This is a genomic window from Paenibacillus larvae subsp. larvae (assembly GCF_002003265.1).
GTDB classification, from domain to species: Bacteria; Bacillota; Bacilli; order Paenibacillales; family NBRC-103111; genus Paenibacillus_H; species Paenibacillus_H larvae.
Genome location: NZ_CP019687.1, coordinates 2,054,037 through 2,069,798 on the forward strand (window position 1 = coordinate 2,054,037; position 15,762 = coordinate 2,069,798).

The 15,762-nt window shown below is 44.3% G+C and carries 17 protein-coding genes; 7 read left to right on the plus strand and 10 right to left on the minus strand.

Annotation, left to right across the window (positions count from 1 at the left end; translation table 11 throughout):
- Positions 1-50: 50 nt before the first annotated feature.
- Positions 51-1,343: an aminotransferase class I/II-fold pyridoxal phosphate-dependent enzyme gene (locus BXP28_RS10720; protein WP_023483330.1), complete on the plus strand. Its 1,293-nt coding sequence runs from the start codon at positions 51-53 to the stop codon at positions 1,341-1,343.
- Positions 1,344-1,444: 101 nt separating this feature from the next.
- On the opposite strand, the gene BXP28_RS10725 is transcribed toward BXP28_RS10720, so the two are convergent.
- Both BXP28_RS10725 and BXP28_RS10730 read right to left on the minus strand, forming a co-directional pair.
- Positions 1,445-2,365, minus strand: coding sequence for a glycosyl hydrolase family 8 (locus tag BXP28_RS10725; RefSeq protein WP_023483329.1), 921 nt, complete (start codon positions 2,363-2,365; stop codon positions 1,445-1,447).
- Positions 2,366-2,637: 272 nt separating this feature from the next.
- Entirely contained in the window at positions 2,638-3,237 is a 600-nt protein-coding gene (locus tag BXP28_RS10730) for a hypothetical protein (RefSeq protein ID WP_036654854.1), read from the minus strand.
- A gap of 143 nt (positions 3,238-3,380) precedes the next feature.
- Between BXP28_RS10730 and BXP28_RS10735 the strand changes: the two genes are divergently transcribed.
- Positions 3,381-4,426, plus strand: a protein-coding gene (locus BXP28_RS10735) for an IS630 family transposase (protein WP_104932612.1) whose coding sequence is annotated in 2 segments (ribosomal slippage) — positions 3,381-3,884 and positions 3,887-4,426 — 1,044 coding nt in all. Because the reading frame shifts where the segments join, the coding sequence is not laid out codon by codon here.
- Between the two features lie 22 nt (positions 4,427-4,448).
- Here the strand turns inward: BXP28_RS10735 and BXP28_RS10740 are convergent.
- The gene (locus BXP28_RS10740) at positions 4,449-4,994 is read right to left on the minus strand and encodes an S-layer homology domain-containing protein (protein WP_023483327.1); all 546 of its coding nucleotides are present in this window, start codon (positions 4,992-4,994) and stop codon (positions 4,449-4,451) included.
- Between the two features lie 233 nt (positions 4,995-5,227).
- Here BXP28_RS10740 and BXP28_RS10745 point away from each other — a divergent pair, with 233 nt between their 5' ends.
- Complete coding sequence (locus BXP28_RS10745; protein ID WP_023483326.1) at positions 5,228-6,856, plus strand: FAD-dependent oxidoreductase; 1,629 nt, start codon at positions 5,228-5,230, stop codon at positions 6,854-6,856.
- A gap of 60 nt (positions 6,857-6,916) precedes the next feature.
- On the opposite strand, the gene BXP28_RS10750 is transcribed toward BXP28_RS10745, so the two are convergent.
- The 4 genes from BXP28_RS10750 to BXP28_RS10760 all read right to left on the minus strand — a co-directional run bounded on the left by BXP28_RS10750 (position 6,917) and on the right by BXP28_RS10760 (position 9,516).
- Complete coding sequence (locus tag BXP28_RS10750) at positions 6,917-7,468, minus strand: hypothetical protein (RefSeq protein WP_152659161.1); 552 nt, start codon at positions 7,466-7,468, stop codon at positions 6,917-6,919.
- Positions 7,469-7,553: 85 nt separating this feature from the next.
- The gene (locus BXP28_RS24215) at positions 7,554-8,219 is read right to left on the minus strand and encodes a helicase-related protein (protein ID WP_257125687.1); all 666 of its coding nucleotides are present in this window, start codon (positions 8,217-8,219) and stop codon (positions 7,554-7,556) included.
- The gene (locus BXP28_RS24220; protein ID WP_237089050.1) at positions 8,186-8,809 is read right to left on the minus strand and encodes a DEAD/DEAH box helicase family protein; all 624 of its coding nucleotides are present in this window, start codon (positions 8,807-8,809) and stop codon (positions 8,186-8,188) included. The genes BXP28_RS24215 and BXP28_RS24220 overlap by 34 nt, the downstream gene beginning before the upstream one ends.
- 116 nt (positions 8,810-8,925) lie before the next feature.
- Positions 8,926-9,516 carry an RNA polymerase sigma factor gene (locus BXP28_RS10760; RefSeq protein WP_036654859.1) on the minus strand — a complete coding sequence of 197 codons (591 nt, stop codon included), beginning with the start codon at positions 9,514-9,516 and terminating at the stop codon, positions 8,926-8,928.
- 404 nt (positions 9,517-9,920) lie between these two features.
- Here BXP28_RS10760 and BXP28_RS10765 point away from each other — a divergent pair, with 404 nt between their 5' ends.
- Together BXP28_RS10765 and BXP28_RS10770 are read left to right on the plus strand one after the other, a co-directional pair.
- A complete protein-coding gene (locus BXP28_RS10765; RefSeq protein WP_023483322.1) occupies positions 9,921-10,187 on the plus strand; it encodes a DUF2573 family protein in 267 nt (88 codons plus the stop codon).
- 62 nt (positions 10,188-10,249) lie between these two features.
- The gene (locus BXP28_RS10770; RefSeq protein WP_023483321.1) at positions 10,250-10,495 is read left to right on the plus strand and encodes a YkuS family protein; all 246 of its coding nucleotides are present in this window, start codon (positions 10,250-10,252) and stop codon (positions 10,493-10,495) included.
- Between the two features lie 50 nt (positions 10,496-10,545).
- Here BXP28_RS10770 and BXP28_RS10775 read toward each other — a convergent pair whose 3' ends face one another.
- The 3 genes from BXP28_RS10775 to BXP28_RS10785 form a co-directional block, all read right to left on the minus strand.
- Complete coding sequence (locus BXP28_RS10775) at positions 10,546-11,307, minus strand: DUF3891 family protein (RefSeq protein WP_023483320.1); 762 nt, start codon at positions 11,305-11,307, stop codon at positions 10,546-10,548.
- A 59-nt stretch (positions 11,308-11,366) separates the two neighbouring features.
- Complete coding sequence (locus BXP28_RS10780) at positions 11,367-12,143, minus strand: SDR family NAD(P)-dependent oxidoreductase (RefSeq protein WP_023483319.1); 777 nt, start codon at positions 12,141-12,143, stop codon at positions 11,367-11,369.
- A gap of 118 nt (positions 12,144-12,261) precedes the next feature.
- The gene (locus BXP28_RS10785; protein ID WP_024094839.1) at positions 12,262-12,717 is read right to left on the minus strand and encodes a chemotaxis protein CheX; all 456 of its coding nucleotides are present in this window, start codon (positions 12,715-12,717) and stop codon (positions 12,262-12,264) included.
- 257 nt (positions 12,718-12,974) lie between these two features.
- Between BXP28_RS10785 and BXP28_RS10790 the strand changes: the two genes are divergently transcribed.
- A complete protein-coding gene (locus BXP28_RS10790) occupies positions 12,975-14,735 on the plus strand; it encodes a PAS domain-containing sensor histidine kinase (protein WP_023483317.1) in 1,761 nt (586 codons plus the stop codon).
- Positions 14,736-14,763: 28 nt separating this feature from the next.
- Positions 14,764-15,546 (plus strand): TIGR01457 family HAD-type hydrolase, encoded by a 783-nt coding sequence (locus tag BXP28_RS10795; RefSeq protein WP_023483316.1) that lies wholly within the window; start codon positions 14,764-14,766, stop codon positions 15,544-15,546.
- The last annotated feature ends 216 nt before the right edge of the window (positions 15,547-15,762 follow it).

Consider the following 15,762-nt stretch of genomic DNA (forward strand, 5'->3'; position numbering starts at 1 on the left):
GGTAAAAGACGGACTAAATAAAAACTTGAAACCGGAAGGATGGAACGTAAATGCACCCTCTTGCACAACAACTTAACGAAACCATTCAACAGGAAAATCCCCATATTTCCGACATGCTTTCTGATCTGGGCAAGATGATTTATTTCCCGAAGGAAGGCATCCTGAGTCAATCTGCCGAAGCTAAGGCCAAGGCCAAGACTTACAATGCGACAATCGGAATCGCGACAGAACATGGCCAGCCTATGCATCTTGGCGTCATTCAGGAAACCTTGTCTTCTTATTCGCCGAAAGATTTATATGAGTATGCTCCTCCGGCGGGAAAACCGGAACTTCGCAAGCTATGGAGAGCCAAAATGATCAAAGAGAATCCCGGCCTTCAAGATAAAAAATTTGGAAACCCGGTTGTAACGAATGCTCTTACTCATGGGTTGAGTATTGCGGCCGATTTATTTCTTGATGAGGGAGATTCCGTGGTCCTTCCGGATAAAAATTGGGAAAATTACGAGCTGACTTTCGGAATCCGCCGCAAAGCCAATCTCGTACTTTATCCTTTATATAATAAGCAAAACCGCTTCAATGCCCAAGGTCTGCGTGAAGCTCTGCTTGCACAAAAAGACAAGGGAAAAGCATTTGTCGTGCTGAATTTTCCAAACAACCCTACCGGCTATACACCGACTTTTGCAGAAGCACAAGAAATCGTTCAGGCGATCCATGAAGCTGCGGAAGCAGGAATGAACATTGTGGCCGTGACGGATGATGCTTATTTTGGTTTGTTTTTTGAAGATTCCCTGCATGACTCGATTTTCAGCCGTTTGGCTAATCTTCATCCGCGCGTGCTGGCCGTTAAAGTGGACGGGGCTACCAAAGAGGAGTACGTGTGGGGATTCCGTGTCGGTTTCCTGACATATGCGGCATCCAGCGACGCTTTGCTGGCAGCATTAGAACAAAAAACGATGGGAATCATCCGGGCCACTATCTCCAGCTGCTCTCACCCTTCCCAGACTTTTGTTCTTCACGCCTTAAAGTCCAGTGAGTTTAAAGCCCAAAAAGAAGAGAAGTTCCTCATCATGAAGGCCCGGGCAAATAAAGTTAAGGAAGTGCTGGACAGCGGACGTTTTGATGATGCCTGGGATTACTATCCGTTTAATTCCGGTTATTTTATGTGTCTTAAGCTGAAGACTGTACCGGCGGAGCAATTACGCGTTCATGCGCTGGAGAAATACGGAATCGGTACAATAGCACTTGGAGAATCGGACCTGCGCGTGGCATTTTCCTGCCTGGAGGAGTCGCAAATCGAAGACCTGTTTGAGAAAGTATACAAAGCCGTGAAAGAAATAGAATAAACGGCTGTCAATATGGATGGGTAATCTGGAATCAAAGACTGCCTGGCGGAAAGCCGCAGGCAGGCAGTCTTTTCATTATCAGCAAAATATTTTGCAGATTCTTATTCTCTTTCCACAAGCAGGGCCTGAAGCTGGTCGAACGAATAGCATTCAAGCGTATTCGTATCTAAGAATCCGCCATAGTAAGGGGAGTTAGAGTCCTGGACTGACAATTGTCCCATCCTTTTTTTCAATTCTTCTGCCAGCGGGTCCTGCTGAAGCCGAAGAAGCCGGACGGCGATAGCGTATACAGCCGGGGATTCATTTTCAGTCAAGGTTTGTCCGTCCTCTTTATAGGTTCCATACAGTACACCGTCTTTATTCCAGGCTTTTTGCAGAAAACTGAGGGTTGGCTCGACAGACAGCCCATCTTCACTTGCATGAAGAGCTGCAAGCAAAGAATCAATCAGATTATATCCCTGTCCGTCCGGGAGCCATTGCTTCGAATCCAGCTTGTATGTTTTCCGGTAAAGTCCTGATGGAAGCTGTGCCTCTTGCAGCAAAGTCCTGGAAGATTCATAAACCTTCTTCCAGTCAGCAGGTTTTTCCTCAGCCAGTAATCGCATAGCCTTCAGGTCCAGATAACTGCTCGTAAGCTTGTCCCCTTTCTTTTTATCTTCCCAATTATAGTAATCTGCCAAATAGGGGCCGCTCGCATTTCCCTGAATCAAGCCTTCTGCCACCGACATGCCAAGCTTTTTGTATTCGGGGTTCCCCCATTTCTGTCCTGCCTGTATCAAGGCGTGTGCAATTCTTAGATCATCAATGGAGGCATTCACCGGAGGACCTTTTTTTTCATCCCCAACCATCCATTTAACCCATTTTTTCGAAGACACCAGATTTTTATCTAGAAAATATACCTGATGATCAAAGAGGTCTTTTTTTTGACTTAGAAGTGCATACTCCATAAGTAATCCGGTAGATTCGGAAAGCTGGTCATGATTTCTTGCCGTATCCGGCTGCTTGAGTAAATCCGTACGCAAATTTGTGTATACCCCCCATCGTCACTCATCAAATGCCGGGAAACGAATGAATAGAGAGGACTATCATCAGGGCTGACCCCCGGTTTATGTTGTACGTTTTCCTTTTCCTGGCACAGGAATATTATGGGGAAGACGGCAGCTGCCAGCAAAATGCCTCCACCTATCACAGTTTTACACCATTTTGTACCCATACTGATTTCACCATCATTTATACATTTTTCATATAAGCAAAGAATAACTTTTAAAAAACCTGAGGCTTAGCCTCAGGCTCTTTATTTTTGCGGTGTTAAATAAATGGCAACAATAACCCCGTCCTTACCGTCCAGTTTTATCATCTTGTTGACAGTCAGATCCGACTCTTTTCCATATATGACCACATTCGGTGAAACTGTATATCTGGTTGAAGCGGCTGAGCCGTTGAGGGCCCGTTTCAAAGAAACTGTTGTAATTTGTCCATTGCTGTTTACCAGCATGCCTTCAAATTCTCCGGTTACTGTAAAATCAGGTGTGATTCCGGCATTTTTCGTCACCTCGATAAACACCGCGGAGCCATAATGGTGCCGTAATTTAATCTGATCTCCTGTGTTTAAAGCATAGGAACTAACCTTGCTGCCATTTTTGTACACATGAGCATCCTTATAGAACGGGTAGGTAAAAGTCTCCCCTAAATCCGTTGTTACCTGTAAGGATTGTCCGGGAGCCACAGCCGAAATACGTCCCTTAACAAGTGTGGGATCCTGAACCAAATCTCCGGCATTGCCTAAGATACCAGCATATTGTGCTCTTGTGATGATGTCATGAGGACGAAAAGTCCGTTCTCCGTTTGATTCGATAAATCCATAAATCAATCCTTTTTCCACTCCAACTGCCAAATATCCCTTATCCTCATCAGATAATTCATTTGTATCGATGAAAGGTAATTTATATAAGTTGAATCAATATTCTTAGCAAACCTTGGCAAGGAAAAAGGAACCATTTGTCGAATAAGAAACAGATCAAGAATAGACAAGTGGGGATGACAATGGATAAACATACCGAACTGGCAAAAGTAACGGCAGCCATGCAACAAACCAAAGAGCGCCGAATGTATGAACGCTACCAAGCGATCTATTTGCATTTGAAAGGCACATCCATGAAGGCGATCGCTGACATTTTGAATCGAAACCGAATGACGGTGAGCAGTTACATTCATACGTACGAGAACGGTGGACTGGGAGCCTTGCAAATCAAGCATTCCTCAGGTGCTCCTACTCGGTTGACGAAGCAGCAGCAGGATCGCTTGAAACAAACCGTCGCCTATTCGGTTCCCCATGAGGTCGGCTTTACGGCAAAGCACAACTGGACGCTTGAACTGATTGCCACGTACGTGGAACGCGAATGGGGCCATTGCTATTCGCTCCGAGGCATTTCCAAGGTCATGGAGCGGCTAGGGCTCAGCTATACGAAACCGACCTACACGCTCGCAGCAGCAGATCCCAAGAAACAACGCCATTTCACCGAAACGACCTTTCCTGAACTGAAAAAAAGCTACTGAACGAGGAGATTGATCACTTGCTGTTCGAGGATGAGTCGATGATCCGGGACTACCAGGCGATTCAGAAGACCTGGTTCCTTCGCGGGAAGCAACGCATCATTCCAACCACGGGCAAGCATCGTGGGGTCAAACTGCTGGCCACGGTTGACTATGAAACGGGACACATCGTTTGGCAAGAAGATGAACAGTACACCGCTGAAACGTTTCTTTCCTTTCTTCAAAAGGTCATGGCGACTTATCCAACAGGGAAACTGGCTCTGGTTTTGGACAATGCCCGGATTCATCATGCAAAGCTGCTTCGGCCGTTTCTGGAAGCGCAAAAAAATCGGCTTGAGCTTGTGTACTTGCCTCCATACAGCCCTCAGTTAAATATCGTAGAAGGACTCTGGAAATGGCTCAAGTCCAGTGTGATCAATAACGTATTCTATTCGGCCGTTTCCGAAATCCGTCTGCGTGTCGGGCAATTTATGGATGAAATCATGAAGCATCCTCATGCCATTATTGACCGGCTGTGCGTGCGACTTTGATTGCTATTTTCTTTCGTTCAACTTATATAGCTCCCTTTTTGGACAGGGCTTCTTGTTCCAGCCCCAAAGCTTTTACGGTAACTTTGGTTGCCCAAAGACGGCTCGCTCCCTGTTCAGGATAAAAATAAGATTCGCCTGGAGAGATTAAGTTCTCTTTTAAGCCTACTGAGACATAGCCTACTCCCCATGAACTGACATCATCAGCATCAAGAAAGGGCAGTTTGGTATTCATTTCTTCGGAAGATTCCGCCTGTTGTTTTTTGTCCACAAGGCGAAGAATAAAAGCTAAAGTCTCCAATCGGCTTATCGGCTTTCGCGGATGAAATCCACCATCCGGATAACCGTAAAAAATAGGTCTTGTTGCCAGGCTCGCAATAGGTTTAGCCGCCCATTCCACATCACCGCCCTGAATATCATCAAAGGATAATTTCAATTCCTCCTCTGGCGATTTTATTGCAGACGACGGCTGTTTTCCGCCCTGTGCCGATGTAACCGTACCAAGGCCGGCAGTAAATAAAGTAAAGGCAAGCCCGGAAAGTGCCGCTTTTTGCCAAAACTTGTTGTTCATCTTTGTTCCCCTTTATCTGTTTATGTATTTAGATCCTGCTTAAACTATGAAATAAATCAAAATTCATCTTAGCAGGCTATATTCATTATAAAGGCCAAACCGCCTATTCGTAAAATAAAGTTTTGACTATGAAAACAATCAAATCATCATTTGGATTTTTTGTTATTGTTTTCTTTATTCCTTGTATTCTGGTAAACTAAATTTTCAAGAAATTGTATTAAAGGAGACTGTATATGAAAAACCGGCGAAATCTATTCCCATTTAAAAGAGCCAGAGTTTTTCTTGCTCTTATGCTGAGTGCGTTACTTTTACTTTCCGGCTGCACCGGAGGTACGAATTCCCCTTCTTCCTCCGCACCGTCGGATAGCTCTTCCCCTGCTCCTGTTTCAAAGGAAGATCCGAATGCAGGATGTGAAAAAGGAGATTCTGCCAAAGCAGCCCAGGCTGAAGAAGAAGTCGATGTAGCTATCATCGGTTCAGAACTGGAAGGACTTTATTTGGCGCGGGCAGCAGCTGATGAAGGACTGAAAGTTAAAATACTTGATCCGAGGTCATCTTTTGGCGGTCAAGTGCTCCAGGGAGAGATGCTCTTTCTGGATGAAACCAAGGACGAAAGCAAGCATTCTCTGGTACAGGGAAGGGTAAAGAAACTATTCGATGGGTTCAAAGGGGCTAAAATCCGTAAAACGTCCGAATTTGAGGCGTATATGACCAAGCTGGTGGATCAGATTCCGCTTGAGCAAGGAGTAACCCTTGGCCATATAGATACAATAGCTTCCAACGGGGGATGCTCTGTGGACCGGATCGAATATTCGACTAAAGACGGTAAATCGCACAGTATTCACGCCAGGTATTGGGCAGACAATACGGACTATGCCGCTCTTGCAAGCAAATTGAAGACAAACCGGCTGCCGGGATTAGAGAAATTATATGGTCAATCCCGACCCGAATTTATGAGTGCCGGGATGATAATGAAGTTCAAACATGTAGATTGGGATAAATTCTCCAAAACCTATAACCAGCTGCCTGCTTCTGAAAAGAAAGAGCGGTTTGGCGGAGGTTATGTGAACAAAGATTTCGCTATTGGCTTAAGCGGTATTGCAAAACAATTTCAGCCGTCCAGTGACAGAACTTTCCTGCGCGGTCTTAATGCGGTCAATCAAAGGGATGGGGAAGTATTAATCAATGCCCTGCTTGTTTATGATGTTGATCCGGCCGATCCTTCCTCTGTCAAAACCGCCGTGGAATTAGGAAATAAGGAGACTCCCCGTGTACTGGAGTTATTCAAAAAAACATTACCGGGCTGGGAGAATGCAGAGGTCAATGGATTTCCCTCTTATCTTTACATACGGGAATATAACCATTATGAAAGTGAGTATGTGATGAAACCTTCGGATCTGCTCTCCGGCCGCATGTTTTGGGATAACGTCAGCATAGGGGGATATCCCATGGATTTGCAAGGTATTACGGCTAACAAATGGGGAACCGAGATGGGAAGACCGGACAAATACGGCATCCCGCTTCGCAGTTTCCTGCTTAAAGGATATCCGAATGTGATTCTGGCGGGTAAAAATGTGGGAGTATCAGCGATTGCGTATGGAAGCGTGCGAATCCAGCCCAACACTAGCCTTGGGGCGGAGATGATTGGCATCCTGATAGGACAGCTTCCTAAAAATCAGAATCTCGCCTCCATCTCCCGGGAAGAAATGAGCCGTATCCAAGGCTATGCAGCTTCCAAGTACAAGATTAAACTAAATGGAGAAGCAGGAAAAAATAAAATTAAAGACTGGGATCAGGATGAAATAAACAAGCTGGACGAAGGAGAAATCAGTTATACGAGTTATAAGCCGAAGAAACATTAATTTACACTAAGGATAGAGACAGGCAGGACTTCCGTCCTGCCTGTTCTAATTTAACTATGGTTAAAACGGTTTATTTAATTTGAACGTAATTTTTATGCCCTGGTTCTCAAACGTAACATGCTTTACCTTAACGACACCCGGAAGATGGTCATTCAGTCCGATGGACATAGCCGGGAGCTTAACAAAACTTAGCGGAAGATGAACGCTGCGGATTTTTGCGTCTTTAGGTGTGAGTTTTAAAGTACCGTCTTGCCATTCCATCGTATACCAGATTTTTACACCTGCGGGAATAGTATCTTTATAGAGCAGATTAATGTCTCCTTCCAGCTCATTTCCATTCAGCTTGAAATCAGCCCCGGTTATTCTGACATCAGGTCTTACATTCGGACGTTTTGCAATCTCCTTTTTGGCCAATTGGTTAATTTCATCACTTGATAATACAAGTTCTGTATTTAAATTTTTGACCATGTCCATTATTTTAGATTTCAGAGAAGTGTCCCGATAACGAAGGTCCAGCTCTTTCTGGGGTTTCACATACCAATAAATGCCCGCTCCAATAAGGACAATAAGCAAAATAAGAATAAATAAAGTCCATAATATTTTTTTCAGCATACCTTCCATCCCTTCTTCTATGAATCTTGTGGCAAACAGATTTATAGAAAGGCCGATCCTCCCGGACCGGCTTTCATATTTTTCCTTACTCAGGTCTGAATCTTTTAGGCTTTCCTTTTTGCTTACGGTCACGTTCCCTCTGCTTAACGGTTTTTTTTACTTTGGTAGTTTGCTGAGAAGAATTGGTCTGCAGTCTTTTTTTACGTGCAGGAAGCTCTTCCGGATTCAGAATATTGCCTCCATACAAAACCTTCTTATGGAATTGAACATGAAGCGATTGGCTGAATTTTTCCATAATAAATGTTTGCTTAGGGGTAACAATGGAAATGGCTGTCCCTTTTCGGCCCATCCGCCCCGTCCGGCCGATACGGTGAACATAATGATCCGCATCCAACGGAGGGTCCAGATTAATTACATGGCTCACCCCTTCGATATCGAGCCCCCGTGCCGCTACATCAGTTGCAAGGAGCAGCTGAAATTTATTGTTCCGGAAATCCTGCATGACTTTCGCCCGTTCCTGTTTCCCCGAATCCCCATATAATGCAGCTATAGACAGGCCTACATACTGAAGTTTAGCCAGAACCTCTCCGATATCATCGGTATCGTTAATAAACACAATCGCAGCCCGGGGATTATAATGGCGCACAAGTCTGCGGAGCATATCGACTTTGTCTCTCTCCTCACAGACAACGTATAAATGCTCATGGGCCGGCTGCTTCAGTTTGATCTGAACCTTAATAGGGTCCTGCATCCATCTTTCTGCTGTCTCCAGGATTCTGGGGGCATGGTAGCGGAGAAGAAAGCAACCTGTTTCGATTTCAACATGGTTTTTAAAACGGCTCCGACCTCCTGCATATTCCCCAGTTCGAACACCTGGTCCACTTCATCCACAATCACGGTTTTCACAAAATGAACTGTAAGCTTACGCATCTGGATCAGCTCTTTAATCCGGCCCGGAGTACCTACTACCATATGGGGACGCTCTTTCAATTTGTCGACCTGTCTGGATAGGGAAGCTCCTCCAATCAAAGGCTGAATACGTATTGAGCCGCCTTCAGTAAGCTTCTGTGCCACCTGGACAATCTGCATGCCGAGTTCTCTGGTAGGCACAATTATCATCACTTGGACATGTTTATCGTCCGGATCAATGTTATGCAGGGCCGGCAAGACATAAGCCAGTGTTTTTCCTGATCCGGTTGCGGACTGGGCTATGACATCTTGGCCACTAAGCAAAGCCGGAATCGCTTCCTCCTGAATGGGGGTAGGCTCTGTAATTCCCATGCGCGTAAGCGTCTCTACATATGAAACATCAACATGAAGTTGTTCAAAGCTAAGTTTCATTTAAATCCTCTTTTCACACCTTTTTCCCAATTATAATCGAGGATACTCATGGGCACAAATTTTATAAAAAAAGAACCCCCTGATTCCAGGGAGTCCGAATGAAAGATTATTTTTCTTTAAGATCTAACCCGGTCTTCAACGATATCCCACTCTTCCATCAACTTTTGCCGAATGGCTTCCCGGGCACGATACAATCGTTGACGGACTACACCTTCCGTAACTCCAAGCTCTTCCGCCATATCTTTGTAAGATAAATGATGAATCCATTTCATAGCCAGAATTTGACGATACGAGGGGCTGAGTTGATTGACGTAGTGGATAATAGCCTCCTGCATCATTTTAAGCTCCACTTCTTTTTCCAAATTCGTATCCGGCACCCAGTTAACATACTCCCGAGGGGCCAAATTAATTTCGGCGTCCAGTTCATCCCGATTCCGCTTTACTTTGCGCAAGTGATTCAGCGTTACATTCCTGGTAAGTTTTTTGAGCCAGCCTTCGTATTTCTCCGGTTCTTTCAGAAGCGGTGCCTTACGGATAGCCCGTATAAAAGATTCCTGAATCAGATCTTCCACAAGGGTATGATCCCGCAAAATAAAATAAATCGTAGGATATACAAGCATGTAGAATTCTTTATAAATCTGCTCCTGCATCCCTTTATCCATTGAAAGAAAGTCGGCTGTGAACAGTTGAATCAGATTTTTAGACATATAAGCCCTCCAACCAAGACCTTCGTTACCCTCCAACTCTATATTCTTCATATTAGGACATTGCTGTAATGTAAACAATATAAAACTGAAACTTTTTGTAAAAAAAATAAAAAAACTAGTCCCTTACCTGTAAATTTCGGTTCAATTGTCTTCTTTTTTAAGAGTTTTATCCCTTTTATATCCAATCCGGTTAAAAACCGAATTCATAGCGCATTCATCAACCTCCCGCGGGAACCAATGTATATCCCCTGCGTGCCATCTCTATAATTCTCGGAATTCGTACCATTCCGATCCGGCGTCCCCTGCACCGATTTTGCTTTTGACATTTTGCACATAGTTGTCTAGACTGATTCACTAGAAGGATTTCCATCTATCCCCATTTCCAAATAGAAAGGCAGATTCGTATGCATGCACATTTTCAATCGGAATTTGATGCCCTCATGAAGAAAGCGGCTGAGCTTTTAACCGGAGACAGTTCGGAAGAAATGGTGAACAAAATAAAAATCTGGTCTATGTATCAGCATATTCACAAAATTATGCCTGCACTGACTTCCCATTGGAATCAGACTCATCCGGATTCCAAATCTGAAATGCGGAAATTGTTTGAAGAAATTCGCGACCTCAACCAGCAGTTCAAAGCCCAATCGGAAACAGACAAGCAGCAAGAATAATTGACAGCTTAGCGTGCCAAACTATCCCAAGTATCCACTACCTGAAGAGGAGTTGAAGAGATATGGTGAAAGTGGCCGTTGAGCAAGGTTTGAATGACATTCAGCAAGCCCTTCAAGAAAGCGGACATGAAGTCGTGTCCATGGATAACCTCAAAAACGCTTCCTGCTGTGTGATTTCCGGACAGGACCATAATATGATGGGCATGTCAGACATCTTTACCCAGGCGCCTGTCATTAATGCTGACGGTTTGTCCGCACAAGAAGTTGTTCAAGAAGTGAACACCCGTACCCAAAACATAAGCTTTTAGTGCAAACGGGCAGCATTTCCCTCGGGAGGATGCTGCCCGCTTCTTTTCATTCAGGATTTTCCCACAAGCCGAAAAACTCTGCGAGCAGTTTCCGTCTTGGCGTAAGCCCGGGCGATCCCTTCCTGACGGACTAATTGCTTCGGCACTACTTTTAGTCCAATTTCACACTCAAGCTCCCGGTCCAGCACATAAGGGTCGAGCTGCAGCCGGTAGGAATCCTGCCACTGCGCCATAAATGTAAATCCGGCTCCGGCAAAAAGCTTCAGCTTTCTTCTGGTGCCCGGATCATGCATACAAATAAACAGGGAAAGATTATCGCAGCATTTAAACAAAGCCAGATGTTGTTTAACTTTATATTCAGATGTCTCATCCGTTAATCCGAGCTTCTCCCGGATCTCCTTCTGACGCCTTTTTTCTGCATCTACCCATTCCTTGGTCTGCGGGGGAAACTCTCCGGATTTCAAGCCCTCCTCCAAAACAGAGGGAGGAAAAAAAGAAGTAAAATGAAGACTATTGATAAGAGCAGCGTATGGACTCTTTGACTGCACTTTATCCAACCCTTTTGTGTAAAATGCCAGCCTCAGCAGAACGGGAGTATCAATAAAAGTATAAGGTTTGTCCTCTGCATCGTTCCAAAGGGGAGTTTCGTCCAAGTCGATCCAGCCGCGGTCATGCTCTGTAACGGAAAGATGCATCTCCTCACGGCGATCGCCGTAAAAGCGCTTCCAGTAAGGGATCCACATTCCTGCCAGGCGTGCATGGTCATCCTGCCGGGTCATTACAAAGTCATGTTCCCGTTCATACACGATCATAACCTGTCATTCCTTCCTATTCGCATTTGGGTGATTCTATTGTACCATACTCCCTGTTCTTATTTTTTGTTCAGCAGTTTATAAGCGATACGTTCAAACAATCCGGGAAATAGGTGAAACAGTTTGATTCCGGCGGCCGATAGAAAAGGCAGGTTCACTTCGGATTTGTTTTTTTCTATGGCCTGAATCGTTTTGTTTGCAGCCTTCTCCGGTTTTAGCATAAACCAGCTTATATTCTTTACATAATTTCCTTCCGGATCAGCTATATCAAAAAAAGGCGTATCAATTGGTCCCGGATTAACAGCGGTTAGACCGATCCCAGTGCCGGCAAGCTCAGCTCTTAGACTGTTGGTAAATCCCAAAACCGCATGCTTGGAAGCAGAATAAGCCGTTGATTTAGCCGAACCAATTTTGCCGGCCATGGAAGCAATATTTACAATATGTCCGCTGCCCTGGCGTAACATATGAGGCAGTACAGCCTTAGTACATCTGACTATTCCCATATAATTAACATCCATCATCTGTTTAAACTGATCCAGAGGTATATCCAGAAAAGAATGAAAAATACCAAACCCCGCATTATTGATTAGAATATCTATACGCCCATGCTTTTTATAGATGCATTGAAAAACTGCCTCAACCCCAGCATCCTCTGTAATATCCAGCAAATAAGGGTAAGCTGTTGTTGCAAGCTGACCGGTAACTTCCTCAAGTTTGGCCTGATTTCGTGCCAGCAAAAGCGGGATTGCACCCTTCCCTGCAAGCTGGCGGGCTATCTCTGCACCGAGTCCGCTGGAAGCTCCCGTGATAACTGCTATTTTGTCCTGTACCTGCAAGTTTTCCTGCCCCCTTATAAGCTTTTATTTCATTTAAATTGTACACGGAAGGGATCAACAAAAAAAGCGAAGCTGCCTTTTACGCACACTTCGCTATATAATAAAAAAAGTTAATACGTCAGGAGACCAGCATCTGAAGATCCATTCGGCCGATTCCCTCCATCTGCAGCGGGATGGTCAGAGCCTGGCTGTTCACAATCATTTCTTCAAGGGAATGCCAGACTCTGGGAGGGGTTATGTCTACTTTTACCCCTTGATTATAAAGCATCGTGCTGGCATTGCCGCTGATCATATTACCTAATTCTGAAATGGCGCTTCGGCTAATTTCATTCATCTCGGCAAGAACAAATCCGCCCATCATGGCTGAAACCATTTTTAAAGCTACATGCTCGGCAAATCCAAAAAAGATATCTCCCTTCATTTGTCCGGTCATGCCGATTTGAATCCATATGTGGTCTTCCAATGTAACAACCTGTTTCATGCCCAGTTTGCCGGTAATCGGACGAATGTTGACCACCTGCTCAATGACTGTACGTGCCGATTCCAAAAATGGATTAATTAGTTCTGCTTTCATGTCCGCCACCTTCCTTCTTTGTTGGGGATGTTACCATTGTCTGGACGTTAAGCCCCCTCTTTCTAGTCAATAAGGTATCCATCTATCAAACTATCCGGTCAAAATAAATGCAACTTTAGACTTAATATTAATATATCGTCATCGTTTGAACAAGACTTAAGTATTAAGTCATTGTATCTAAATATTTTCTTTATACACGGAATTGTCGAATTTTGTTACACTAGAGAGGGAAAGTTAAAATTAAGGAGACTGGGTGTATGTTTCAATTGGACTGGTTCATTTTAAAGAAAAATAGGTGGCTATACCTGCTTTATGCATGTATTTTTGTTTTTATCATCTGTAAAAATTTTCTGTTCGTATGGCCTATAACCCGCTCGGTGGAAGCCATGATCATCATGATTATAGAGGATCTGATTCCTGTTGTTATGCTTACAGCCGTTGTACATGTCCTTTATACCATATCCATACATAACAAAAATATGCTCTCTAAAAAATCACAGGAATATAAATCTTTATTTGATAATCATCCGGATACTATCCTGTATGTTGGACGGTGCGGTCACATAAGTTCCTCCAATGCCAATATTCAGTCCATGACCGGGTTCACTCCACCGGAAATTTTGTCCTTATCCCTTCAATCAATAGTGAGTAACGCAAACTGGGATAAGGTTACCAAACGGTTCCAACTCGCCTTAAACGGGGTTCCGCAGCATTTTACCTGTATGATAAATCATAAAGACGGCAGCTGTATAGATACTAAAGTAACTTATGTTCCAAGTGTGGTAAATGGGGAAATCGTCGGGGTCTATGCCATCTTAAAAAACGTAACCGAAGTGAAACGGCAGAAAAAAGAAATTGATCATTTAAACCGGCAAAACCGCCTTATACTGAATTCGGTTTCGGAAGGGATCTATGGAACAAATATGGAAGGAAAGGCTATCTTCTGGAATTCGGCGGCTGAGCAAATGACAGGCTGGACTGCGGAGGAAGCCATCGGACAACCAATCCGGCACTTGCTTGCTTCCCCCGGTAAAAATATATTTTCCCCTATGGGTGAAAATACTTTCCTGGATAAAACGCTGATGGATGGGAAAGTCCACCATGAGAAGCATACCTATTTTTGTCATAAAGACGGCAGCCGCTTTCCGGTTGAATACGTATCAAGTCCTATTTTCCAGGAAGAAGGGGAACAGATCGGGGCCGTTATCACATTTCGTGATATGACTGAGCAAAAACGGACAGAGGAACTGCTCCGCAAATCGGATATGCTCTCCGCTGTCGGACAATTGGCTGCCGGAGTAGCCCATGAGATAAGAAATCCGCTTACTTCCCTTAAAGGGTTTTTACAGTTAATTAAGCCGAGTACCGGTAAAGAAAACTATTACATGGAAATTATGCAGGACGAACTGAAACGGATTGAACATATTGTAGACGAGTTCCTGTTCGTCGCCAAACCAAAGGTGTCCCAGTTTGAGCTTAAGTCCATGAGTGCTATTGTAAGCAGCACGGTAGATCTGCTTCAGCCTCAGGCAAGACTGAACAATGTAGAAATCCGGACCAATTTAAACTCCAGACTCCCCCTAGTATATTGCAACCAGCACCAGATGAAACAGGTATTTATCAATATTATAAAAAATGCCATGGAAGCCATGATAGATGGCGGCATTCTGCATATCGAAACCGATTATATTTCTGCCCTCCAAATGGTCCGAATTCGCTTTAACGATGAGGGATGCGGTATTCCGCCCGAACGGATTCCCAAACTGGCCGAGCCCTTTTACAGTACAAAGGAAAAAGGAACCGGCCTGGGTTTAATGGTAACCTATAAAATTATTGAAACCCATTCAGGAGATATCCAGTTCCGCAGTCGGCCCGATCGGGGGACTACCGTGGACATTCTTTTACCTGCCAGCCGGCATGAGGATGAGAATGCGGAAGATGAGAAGAATTCAACTGACATGGATCACGGAAATGATAAACTGAAAGGGGACAAAGAGTCCCAAGACACTGCCAGCTAGAAAGGCATGGAAAGGATAGTGATAAAAGATGAAAGGCTTTTTAATCGATCTAGACGGAACTTTGTATAAGGGGAAAACATCTATCCCCGGTGCAGACAAGTTTATCAGGAAGCTCTATGAACATGATATCCCGTTTATGCTTGTGACCAACAACTCTTCCCGCACAACACAGGGGGTATCGGAGCATCTGGAAAGTATGGGCGTGCATGTGGAACCGGAAAATATTTATACATCAGCCCAGGCATCCGCACGATATCTAACGGAACTTCATGAAGGTGCCTCCGTGTATGCCATTGGGGAAAATGGTCTTTTTCGGGCTCTTGAAGAAAAAGGTCTGAAGCTGACCTCCGAACATCCTCAGTTCGTCGTTCAAGGCATAAACCGTAAAGTTACGTATGACCAGTTAGCCTGCGCTGTCCAGTTTATTTTGGATGGAGCCTCTTTCATACTGACCAATCCCGACCATCTTCTTCCCTCGGATCATGTAATGCTTCCCGGAGCGGGATCTATCGCAGCTTTAATTGAGAAAGCCACGCAGGTAAAGCCGGTAGTCATCGGCAAACCTTCGCCTATTATTATGAATTTTGCTTTGGAGAAAATCGGTCTTATCCCCGGTGAAGTTTGCGTTATTGGAGATAACCTGAACACGGATATCCGGGGAGGACGGGATACTGGATGTCATACTGCTCTTGTCCTTACAGGGCTCACCACTGAAGATAATAAGGAGACATTGATAAAAGATACGGGCGTAACCCCCGATTTTATCTGTAAAGATCTGGATGACCTATGGAATCAGAACATGAACGGATAAGACGGCAGATATTTATATTTCCCCGTGCAGCTGCTTTAAAACCAGAGTATGGACAAAACCCGGCATTCCGTTACGGAGTCCGGGTTTTATCCGCAGGTAAAGGTTACTCGTTGTATGCCGCTTACAGTTTTTATATAATAAGAACAACTGTTATTTGTCCGCATTCAAATGGATGAATCCAAAATGAAAGATTGATTATTTTACCTATCGGAGGGC

Bases quoted from the DNA above. Each gene is read 5' to 3' on its own strand.
- BXP28_RS24215 (WP_257125687.1), bottom strand. From the start codon at position 8,219: ATGCAGGACCCTATTAAGGTTCAGATCAAACTGAAGCAGCCGGCCCAT.
- BXP28_RS10765 (WP_023483322.1), top strand. From the start codon at position 9,921: ATGCATGCACATTTTCAATCGGAATTTGATGCCCTCATGAAGAAAGCG.
- BXP28_RS10720 (WP_023483330.1), top strand. From the start codon at position 51: ATGCACCCTCTTGCACAACAACTTAACGAAACCATTCAACAGGAAAAT.
- BXP28_RS10785 (WP_024094839.1), bottom strand. From the start codon at position 12,717: ATGAAAGCAGAACTAATTAATCCATTTTTGGAATCGGCACGTACAGTC.
- BXP28_RS10770 (WP_023483321.1), top strand. From the start codon at position 10,250: ATGGTGAAAGTGGCCGTTGAGCAAGGTTTGAATGACATTCAGCAAGCC.
- BXP28_RS10745 (WP_023483326.1), top strand. From the start codon at position 5,228: ATGAAAAACCGGCGAAATCTATTCCCATTTAAAAGAGCCAGAGTTTTT.
- BXP28_RS10760 (WP_036654859.1), bottom strand. From the start codon at position 9,516: ATGTCTAAAAATCTGATTCAACTGTTCACAGCCGACTTTCTTTCAATG.
- BXP28_RS10790 (WP_023483317.1), top strand. From the start codon at position 12,975: ATGTTTCAATTGGACTGGTTCATTTTAAAGAAAAATAGGTGGCTATAC.
- BXP28_RS24220 (WP_237089050.1), bottom strand. From the start codon at position 8,809: ATGAAACTTAGCTTTGAACAACTTCATGTTGATGTTTCATATGTAGAG.
- BXP28_RS10795 (WP_023483316.1), top strand. From the start codon at position 14,764: ATGAAAGGCTTTTTAATCGATCTAGACGGAACTTTGTATAAGGGGAAA.
- BXP28_RS10740 (WP_023483327.1), bottom strand. From the start codon at position 4,994: ATGAACAACAAGTTTTGGCAAAAAGCGGCACTTTCCGGGCTTGCCTTT.
- BXP28_RS10750 (WP_152659161.1), bottom strand. From the start codon at position 7,468: ATGCTGAAAAAAATATTATGGACTTTATTTATTCTTATTTTGCTTATT.
- BXP28_RS10775 (WP_023483320.1), bottom strand. From the start codon at position 11,307: ATGATCGTGTATGAACGGGAACATGACTTTGTAATGACCCGGCAGGAT.